Below are 7,789 nucleotides of genomic sequence, written 5' to 3' on the forward strand. Positions count from 1 at the left end.
GCCGCTGCGGACAGCCGCGAACACACAACGCATTGCCGAACACGGTGAGGCCGGGGTCGCTGAGTGCGAAGAAGGTTGCAGTCTTGGCCTGGACATCCTCTGAGGCACGACAAAAAAGGGCTCCCCTGTGAAGGGGAGCCGCTGAATCACCGTGCGTCTACGGATTTTTCGAACGCGCCTGTATCGACAAAAGCTCGGCCTCGGCATCGATGTTTCCTAACGCCGCCGAGTGAATGGACTTCATCCATTCGTAGTTCCTGTTCGCCGCCCTGATGCCCGCCAGCTCCCCGTACAGCATCACCACGAAATGCTGAATTGCGGGTTGCGCATTCAGCAGCGACTCCGGGAAAAATCCTGCGAAATAGGGGTCCATCCGGAGTGTGTCCATCTGCCGTCTGACGAGCGCCGCCATGGAAACGCGACTCGGGTACTCCAGGTCGGCCAGACCGATGGTGCCGACCAGGCACAGGACGAAGATGGTCGGGACCTGCAGATACTCGGCCGCTGCTTCAAGAACCCTTCGCGAGGCTCTAGTCACATCGGATTCTCGTCGGCGCCATTGTGCGACGTGCTCATACGTCACCCCGAGCGCCTTGGACATGGCCGCCAGGGTGTCTCCACGTCGAGTCGCCTCGGCAATGAGCAGTCGGAGGAGCGGTTGGTCGTCGAGCTGCGCGGGTGCGTAACCACGACGCACCGGCTTCGCTTTGGGCTTGGTCATGAAATGTCCTGCTATGCAGCGAATTGCTGCATAGCGTCTAGCGAACACTTTTCCACACCTCCAAATTGGAGTCGGCCGGAAGCAATTCGGGCGAATCGGGATGCAGCGTCTGTCGACAGAGGAGCCTGCCTCCTATTTGGAAGTAAGACACCCCAACTGCCGCCGCGTTCCCCCCCCTTGTCACTTCATGACGCCATGGCCGACATTCACGTTGACAGCCAGCTTCTGGCGTTGCTCTATTGCTATTGGCGTCCCGAGGAGAATGCGTTGTTCGCTACCACCCCCAGATTCGAGGATGGGCTCTCGCGCCGGTTCGGCGACCCGGACCGGGCTTATTGGCGCGCCTTTGAGCTGACAACATTTGCTCCGTGGTACCTGCTGACCTATCAAGTCTCGACACTAAACGGCGAGGTGTTCCTGCAGACGGTCGCCATTGCCTGGGAGACCACATTGCGAGGTGAAATCGAAATCCTGGGAGCGAACGTCATCCGCGGCCTGCATTCAGTTCGCCTCCTGCCCTCGGGAGAGGCCAACTGGAGCATGCGGAAAGTCAGGACGGTCCTCACCCCTACAGATGATGAAGCGTCAACTATGGGGCCCGTCCTGTTTGTATTCGAGGATGAACCATTGACGACCTATGACTCGCATTTCGACGTTGCCGCGAGAGTCAATCATGACCGAAACGTCCTCGTGTCATTTGCAGGGCAACCGGAATGAGTCTGTGGACGATTGGCTCTGCCCAAGAGAAGCTCGCCTTCTCGATTGACGCATTCTTGAAGCGACTTACACCGACCCAACCTTGCCGGCGCCGCTGTTTGTTCGGTCAGGCCCGCCCTGCCGTGCGTATGGCAACAGATGCCACCGTCGAGTTGGAGATGAAGCATTTTCTTGGAGCGCCGTCATGAAAGATGTCCTTGGCCTCAACATCGGTGGCGTTTGGAGAACAGCCCCGGTAGGCGAGCAACCATCGCTCACGCTGGCGCGCTGGCAGGTAATGCAGTTGCCCCATGGTGAGCGGCACCTCGTTGGATACGCGCTTCAGAATAGGGAGGGCCGGGTCAGCAGTGCAGTCGCGACACTTGACGCCGCATCACTGCGAGGCGTCACAGCGACGGGTCGCGTCTACGCGCTCAGCGGCAGGCCTGGTCACGACAGCGACGCTGAGTACACCTGGCGCGCTTGGGCGCGCATCAACGCTGCGCATGAATGGACTGATGTCACGGCGGAAGTGTGGGCAGCCCACCTTGAAGCGTGCAAGCGTCCCGACGAAGGTGAAGGAGAGCTGAGGTGACGCAGGACGACAAGGCCCTCCTGCTCGCGCACATGCAGCTGCATCGATATGCGGAACACATGCTCGGCAAGCGCGGTTGGTTCCTGCTGTCGAGCTTTGGGCGCGTCATGCGTGGCCAGTACTCAGGTCAGTACGTGAGCGGCGTGCCGACGCCAGTTGCACGGTCCTTCGTCGACACGCTGGCAGCCGGCGGAACGGTGGCCATTCACTTGATGCACCGCTACAAATCCGGCAACTACGAGTCGTCTCACCTGCGCATCGTCGCGGGTTCCCTGGTGATGGTCTTTCAAGACCGCGAGGAATCGGCGTAGTCAATCGTTCGATGAGCGTCAGGCTCCGCAGTGAGCACCGAGCTCCGAGCTCCGAGCTCCGAAATTGCAGCGCAACAGCGAACGCCGTTCCCGTGCTCGCCGCGGAGGTCGCGCACGTCGATGTCGGGCCAGGACTGCTTTTCCTTGAACGGCGGCTATCGGACCCTCTAGGCATGCCAGCGTTGAGTGCAATGCTTCGCTGGGCTCACTCGATGCAAGCGCTCGTCCTTCCGAGAACCCCTGACCAGTCATGAACGAGCCGGCAGCTCGGAATGAAAAGTGTGGAGAACCGCGCACCCGCTCAGGTTTGCCCCGTGAGCGGGTTCGCCGAGCGCCCCTCTTAGCGGTCCCTCAAACCGCTCAACGTGGAAACCGCGTGCTTAGCAATCATCTCGGCAGATGCCGCCAATGCTTCAGGCGCATACGTGCCGACAACCAACCCCTCATATGCGACCTCGACCGCGTAAACGGGTCCGTCGCTCAACGACACAGACTCAATCGCCTCGCGGATGGTTGTGAAGCCTGCGTCGGAGAACATCGCTTGGTTGCCGTACGACATCCGTGATTCGTACAGCCCTGGCTCCAGCTTGCGGACATCAAGCCTGCAAACCATGTCGCGCCGGGGCGGATAGGTCGGCGCAGTCGTAGCTGCAGAGGTTGCCGGCGGGGGGAGCGGCAGGGACGCATAAGTGGCAAGCTGCTCGGCGCTCAAGTTCGTTTGGTAGATGGCCTTTCCATCGACCCGCACTTCCGGAACCGAAGCCATGTCGATGAACTTCCCCTTGAGCCAGACGTAGGCAGGCACGAAAAAATAGCGCCGAAGCACGAGACGAAACGCGTCATTGAGGTCAACTGGCGTGCTGGCGCCTGTGTAGCGGAACAGGCGGTAGTTCATCAGGTCCTCATGCGCGGCTTCCAACAGCTCGTCGGGCTCCATCGTCTCTGCGTGCGAAGGCGTCTCGTCGGCGGTGTGGACGAAGACTCCCCAGATGTCTGCAGCGGCAATGGTCCAGGCGTCATCACACTCAACGACGTAGTCACCCAGGGCAATACCGTCCGCGTCCTTGACGTCCATCGCAAAGACCAGGCCCGAGCGAAAAGCGAGCACGGACTGCTCGCCGGGCGGTTGTCTTTTCGCTTCAGCGGCCAACGTCTCAACAAGCAGCTTCGGGAGCAGGGGTAGCGCCCTGAGCATCGTCCTTGTCCGCTCGGCGCAGACGGTCAGGTGCTTCCAACTCCGGTAGCCGTCCTGCTTGGCGACGGCGTCTTGTGCGACCGCGAGGGACGTGCCAGTTTCCTTGCGGAGTGTCTTGGCGCGACGCTTGAGCTTTTCGGCGACTGTGGCCGTGGTGGAAATGTGAATCATGGGGTGCTCCATTCGTTGAAGCGGAATAGCTCAGTGCCCACTGCTGAGTTCCGCCACGAAAGGGGGCCCGGCAAAGATTAAGACGAGGAGTCGTCCCGGCGAACCAGGTGGGCCACGGTGGGCAGCGGGCGCCGACAAGCGCACCTGCACAGTCTAACTTAGGCTCCGGCCAACGACGCAAGGCGCGGCTGTCGCAGCCACGCGTCATGGGCCTTCCCAAAACCCCCGTTCATGCGCGGCCACGTCACACGGGTCGCGGTTGCGCAGAGCTGGCCCGCCTGTGCGGAGTGTCGGGAAGAGAACCGTTCGGCGGCCCTGACTCAGAGGACGGCGAATGGCTGCTGACGAAGACGAAGGGGTTCCCGGGTCAGCAACATCGGCCGGTATTCGCGCAGGTAGCGTTCGATGTCCGCCCAGACCTCTGGACGCACGGGCATGTCGTAGTCGCGGTCCCTCGCTGCGCCGTTGAAATTCTTAAACTGCCGCCGTCGGATAACGATGCGCCACTCGCCATTCAGCTTGCGCAGGTTTGCCTGAGTTGTCAGCCGCGTAGGTGAGGTCCTTTTTCCGCACGCAGGGGTGTAATCCGCTGATGACCGCTCGACATAACTCCGGACCCGTTGCCATATCGCGCTCTTCCGGCCTTTCGCCTCCTCGCGTGGTGGTTTCGCGCGCCGAGTGACGCCGGAGCGCGGGTTCGGGAGATTTGGGGAGTCCCAGAAACAGGTTCCATCCTCGACCTGGAGCGAAAGCTTTACGCCTCCCAATGGCCGGCACGTGAGGCTTGAAGAAATGAATCCATTCAAGGACTGAGCCAGTCGAGTGATTCCCGCGCTAGACTGAGTGCGGAGCGAGCCAGTTCCGGCTACACGTTCTTGGCGCAGAGCCTTGGCTCAGCGCGACGACAGCGGATAGGTGCGGATGCCTGCAGCGGCGCACTCCTTGGGACGGAAGCAGGGCCGGGCGTTGGTTCAAGTCCTACTGGCATGCTCCGCCCACCCACCCCGGGCGCGTCCTGACGAAGCTGCTCTGTGATTTTGGGGTTTTTGCTGCGTCGTATCAACGCGAACTGGAAACTTGCATCATGCCGCCCTCCTGCCGGAATTCTGACCACACCGCCAAAGGAGAAGGTTCGCGCATTGGGTCGCTCGCCCAGCAGTTGGCGCAATTGCAGGCTGACCAATTGGATGCAAAGCGTGCGGTCGTCCAAGCAGCGCTCCGCAAGGAACGGCAACGTCGCCTCACCTTAATTGCTATCAGGGCCGCTAAGGCAGGCAAGGTCACGAACACTACGATTGAGGACCTGTAACGTGCGCGCAGACCGCAAAGCCAAGCTCATCCGCCCGCGCAGATGGGCGCAGACGCGCGCGCGACCCGCACAGCATGGCCCTGACGACGAAGAAGTGCGAATGCTCTCGGGATTGCTCGAAACCATCGAAGGCTTGCTGCCCTACGGTGTCGTGACGGCCGACGCCGACGCTCGTCTAACGCGGCACTTTGAAGATGACAGGAAGTTGCTCGCAAAAGTGCGCGAGCGTATGGGAGAGCGCGACCGCGCCATCGAGGTAGACCTGGACGACCTCTAACTCGGCCAAGACGCGGCGAATGGGTTCAATGGACAAAGCGCCGCTCTGCGCCGACGCCGCCGCCCGGTGCGGGTTAGGCCACTCCAGTCGGCTGGCCGCCTACAACGTGCTTGCTCGTCAAAAGTGAGGGGGCGACCTCTTCGAGAGGCCGCCGCATTACGCAGCACTATCTGGCAAACCGTGAGGTCGAGGCCCACAGCTCAGCCTGTGGTTCGGTCAGCACCGTATCGGCGCGGACCCAACGCATCTGCGCCGAATCCGGTGCTACGAGACCAACCTCCAGTTCACAGCTGCTTTTGAGCCTGACTGCGACGAGCCGCCCGCTTCGGACCCGAAGGGGGCGCGATGCCCAGAGAACCGTGGACTTCCCGGTGTCTCGGCGGGGCGGGGTCTGGTCTGAGGTGGAGCGGGTAGCTGGCTCCGCTGCGACAGCAGCGCGCTGGTAGGAAACATGCATCTCTGAACTCCATCAGTTCAGCCAACAACGGACGCACCTTGGGTGCGAAGTCTGGCTGCAGTTGGGTTCAGAAGAAGTGGCTACATGGCTGGGTCCGGTTCCTGCGGGCGCATTGTGGCTCAGGTCCCACCCGTCGCGCCACCCGGGCAGGGGGTCGCCGCTGACACGGCTCGCGCGATTGCGTTCATCGCTGCCGTCGTTGGAAATCGTAGGTCAGACTGCTTTCCCTGAGAACGAGATAGAAGGCCTGTGCGCTGCGCGGAAGCGCGGGGCAACTGGCCGCCGCAGCGGGAATGGCGCTCGACGCAGGACGGCTATGGCTTGACCACCCATTCCACGGGCAACCGACGCCCGCTGCAAAGACCTGCCACGGCGCTCAACGATGTTGGCGGTACCCAACAATCCAAGTCCGGTAGCATTCCGTTCCGCTAGGGTCCAGCGGGTGCTTGACCAGTGCGGCGCGGAGTGATGCAATCGAAGTGGACCGACCGAAATCACCGCCCCTGAGGGTACCCATGCGTCTCTGGGCACTCGTGCTTTTCTGGGCCACAACATTTTGGCCACAGTCTGCGGCTGCGCAGATGCCGCCAGCGGTTCTGGCGCAGAACTTGGCCGACCTCAGCCTCGAGCAGCTTGCCAACGTCGTCGTCACTTCGGTGTCGCGCCGGGACCAGCCGCTGTTCGAGGCGGCTGCATCCGTTTACGTCGTCACGGGCGATGAAATCCGCCGGCTCGGCGTGACGACCCTGCCCGAAGCGCTTCGGCTGGCACCGAATCTTCAAGTCGCAGCGATTGACGCCCGGCAGTACGCCATTTCCGCGCGCGGCTTCAACGGCAATATCGCCAACAAGCTGCTGGTGCTGGTGGATGGACGGACCATCTACTCGCCGCTGTTCTCGGGCGTGTTCTGGGATGCCCAAGACTTCGTGCCGTCGGACATCGACCGCATCGAGGTCATCAGCGGACCGGCTGGTGCGACGTGGGGTACCAACGCGGTCAATGGCGTTATCAACGTTGTGACGCTCTCTGCAGCGAAAACCCAAGGCCCGTCTGTCTCGACGACCTTGGGCAACCTCGAAAAGACCGTGGTTGGGCGTTACGGCTTCACGGTCTCCGACGACATCGCAGTTCGCGCGCATGTGAAGACATTCGAGCGTGACGCCAGCCAGCTTCGAGGCGGCGGAGATGCCGGCGACGCCGCCAAGGGCACGGCTGCGGGCGTGCGGGCCGACTGGGTCAGAGGCGTTGATGCAGTCACGTTGAACGCCGGTGTGTACAAGAGCGACACCGACGAGCGCCCGGTAATCGGCGCCGTTGAGCTGTCGGGCTCGAACGTCACTGGGCGGTGGTCGCGGCAGCTCGGCGAAGCGAGCAACTTCGATGTGCAAGCGTACTTCGACCGCACGGAGCGGACCGACCGGTTCTTGCTGCAGGAAGACGCCGAAATCTTCGACGTCGAAGCCAAATACCGCCACACGATAGGCAGCCATCGCTGGCTCACCGGTCTGGGTTACCGGCGTGCAACGGCTAGTTCCCAGCCGGGGCTGCTGTTCGCGTTCTTTCCGGCTGAGCAACAGCTAAGTTGGTACAGCGCCTTCGTGCAGGACGAGGTCACGGTCACGGACAAGCTGGCACTGACGGTAGGTTTGCGCATGGAGCACAACCCGTACTCGGGCTGGGAGCCGCTGCCCAGCGTTCGACTCGGCTATGCGTTGAAGGCGGACTCATATATCTGGACGGCGTTGTCGCGCGCGGTCAGGTCTCCTGCACGCTTCGACCGCGAGATATTCGCGCCAACTGAACCGCCATTCATCATCGCCGGTGGTCCGAATTTCACCTCGGAGGTTGCCAACGTCGCCGAGCTCGGCTACCGGGTCAAGCTCGGCGCCGACGCCTCCTTGTCAGCAACCGCATTCCTTCACGACTACGACGTAAGCGTGGCCTCAAGGCCCTCTTGACCGAGAAGCTGGGAGGGGACTACAGCAGGTCGCTTTCGCCGTCGTTGACCTCGTCGATGAACACGTCATTCGACCAAGCCAAGCCGATGGCCTTGTCCA

7 protein-coding genes are annotated in these 7,789 nt (G+C 62.0%); 5 read left to right on the forward strand and 2 right to left on the reverse strand.

Going from position 1 to position 7,789, the window contains the following annotated elements; all coding sequences use genetic code 11:
• Positions 1-157: 157 nt before the first annotated feature.
• Complete coding sequence (locus H0W40_RS11555) at positions 158-721, reverse strand: hypothetical protein (protein WP_292446296.1); 564 nt, start codon at positions 719-721, stop codon at positions 158-160.
• A 195-nt stretch (positions 722-916) separates the two neighbouring features.
• Here H0W40_RS11555 and H0W40_RS11560 point away from each other — a divergent pair, with 195 nt between their 5' ends.
• From H0W40_RS11560 to H0W40_RS11570, 3 genes are all read left to right on the forward strand, one after another.
• Positions 917-1,438: a hypothetical protein gene (locus tag H0W40_RS11560; RefSeq protein ID WP_292446297.1), complete on the forward strand. Its 522-nt coding sequence runs from the start codon at positions 917-919 to the stop codon at positions 1,436-1,438.
• Positions 1,439-1,622: 184 nt separating this feature from the next.
• Positions 1,623-2,012 (forward strand): hypothetical protein, encoded by a 390-nt coding sequence (locus H0W40_RS11565; RefSeq protein WP_292446299.1) that lies wholly within the window; start codon positions 1,623-1,625, stop codon positions 2,010-2,012.
• On the forward strand, positions 2,009-2,323 hold the full coding sequence (locus H0W40_RS11570) for a hypothetical protein (RefSeq protein WP_292446301.1): 315 nt from the start codon (positions 2,009-2,011) through the stop codon (positions 2,321-2,323). The genes H0W40_RS11565 and H0W40_RS11570 overlap by 4 nt, the downstream gene beginning before the upstream one ends.
• A gap of 340 nt (positions 2,324-2,663) precedes the next feature.
• Here the strand turns inward: H0W40_RS11570 and H0W40_RS11575 are convergent, their stop codons facing one another.
• Complete coding sequence (locus H0W40_RS11575; RefSeq protein ID WP_292446302.1) at positions 2,664-3,689, reverse strand: hypothetical protein; 1,026 nt, start codon at positions 3,687-3,689, stop codon at positions 2,664-2,666.
• A 1,310-nt stretch (positions 3,690-4,999) separates the two neighbouring features.
• Here H0W40_RS11575 and H0W40_RS11580 point away from each other — a divergent pair.
• Positions 5,000-5,275 (forward strand): hypothetical protein, encoded by a 276-nt coding sequence (locus H0W40_RS11580; RefSeq protein ID WP_292446303.1) that lies wholly within the window; start codon positions 5,000-5,002, stop codon positions 5,273-5,275.
• 1,065 nt (positions 5,276-6,340) lie between these two features.
• Positions 6,341-7,690 carry a TonB-dependent siderophore receptor gene (locus H0W40_RS11585; protein ID WP_292446304.1) on the forward strand — a complete coding sequence of 450 codons (1,350 nt, stop codon included), beginning with the start codon at positions 6,341-6,343 and terminating at the stop codon, positions 7,688-7,690.
• Positions 7,691-7,789: the final 99 nt, after the last annotated feature.

The organism is Methylibium sp. (genome assembly GCF_013817345.1).
GTDB lineage: Bacteria > Pseudomonadota > Gammaproteobacteria > Burkholderiales > Burkholderiaceae_C > Methylibium.

Coding starts and splice junctions, on each gene's coding strand:
- H0W40_RS11555 (WP_292446296.1), bottom strand. CDS start 721: ATGACCAAGCCCAAAGCGAAGCCGGTGCGTCGTGGTTACGCACCCGCG.
- H0W40_RS11560 (WP_292446297.1), top strand. CDS start 917: ATGGCCGACATTCACGTTGACAGCCAGCTTCTGGCGTTGCTCTATTGC.
- H0W40_RS11565 (WP_292446299.1), top strand. CDS start 1,623: ATGAAAGATGTCCTTGGCCTCAACATCGGTGGCGTTTGGAGAACAGCC.
- H0W40_RS11575 (WP_292446302.1), bottom strand. CDS start 3,689: ATGATTCACATTTCCACCACGGCCACAGTCGCCGAAAAGCTCAAGCGT.